Annotated in this window: 1 protein-coding gene; it reads right to left on the bottom strand. The window is 75.2% G+C overall.

Going from position 1 to position 778, the window contains the following annotated elements:
• Nucleotides 1-71: 71 nt before the first annotated feature.
• On the bottom strand, nucleotides 72-778 hold a 707-nt coding region (locus TN53_RS41325; protein WP_420719168.1), incomplete at its 5' end, for a carboxyl transferase domain-containing protein.

Raw genomic sequence — 778 nt, 5'->3', positions numbered from 1 at the left:
GGGGGAGGCTGAATGGGGGGTTTTGTGGCTTATGTCCTATGTAGGGGTGGCATAAAGATTCTGACGTACGGTCACAGGGAGGGCGTGGTGCCGTCGCGGATCACCCCCAGCTCCACCAAATCCTGCGGCCGGATACGGAGTTGGTCCGCCGTCGCCTCCGCCTCCTCCGGTGGCCGCTTCAGGATCGCTGCCGCCGACTCCGGTGCGATGACGGAGAAGTAGCTGTCCGGGGCGGCCCAGGTGCTGCCGGGCGCGGCGAGGGCCAGGGCTCCGCCGGAGCCGCCCTCGCCGATGAGGAGGGTGGTGATCGGGGTCCGGGCGGAGGCCACCGCGCCGAACACCTCCGCGATCGCCGGCCCCGCCCCCTGCCGCTCCGCCTCCGCGTCGTTGGCGGCGCCCGGGGTGTCCACCAGCGTCAGCACCGGGATGCCGAGTCGGTCCGCGAGCCGGATCAGCCGGGCGGCGGTGCGATAGCCGGCGGGGCGGGTGGGGGTGCCGGCCTGCGCGGCGTACGCGACCGTCCGCCCCGCGTGCTCGCCGAAGCCGCACAGCATGCCCGGGTCCGTGCCGCCGCAGCGGTCGCCGGAGATCGCGACGCGGTGGGTGAAGTAGGTGCCCAAGTAGCTTTCGGCGCGAGGGCGTTGGGGGGACCGGGCGCGTTGGACGGCTTCCCAGCCGGCGCGGGGGAGGGGTGGGGCGGGGGGTCCCTCGGAGTCACCGGCGGGTGGGGCGTGCGGGGGGTCCCGGGTCCCCTCCGCCGGTGGGGGGGGCCGCGGGG

Origin of the sequence: Streptomyces sp. WM6386 (assembly GCF_000972385.1) — a bacterium.
In the GTDB taxonomy this organism is placed as follows: Bacteria; Actinomycetota; Actinomycetes; order Streptomycetales; family Streptomycetaceae; genus Streptomyces.
This window is presented reverse-complemented; position numbering and strand designations above follow the sequence as displayed.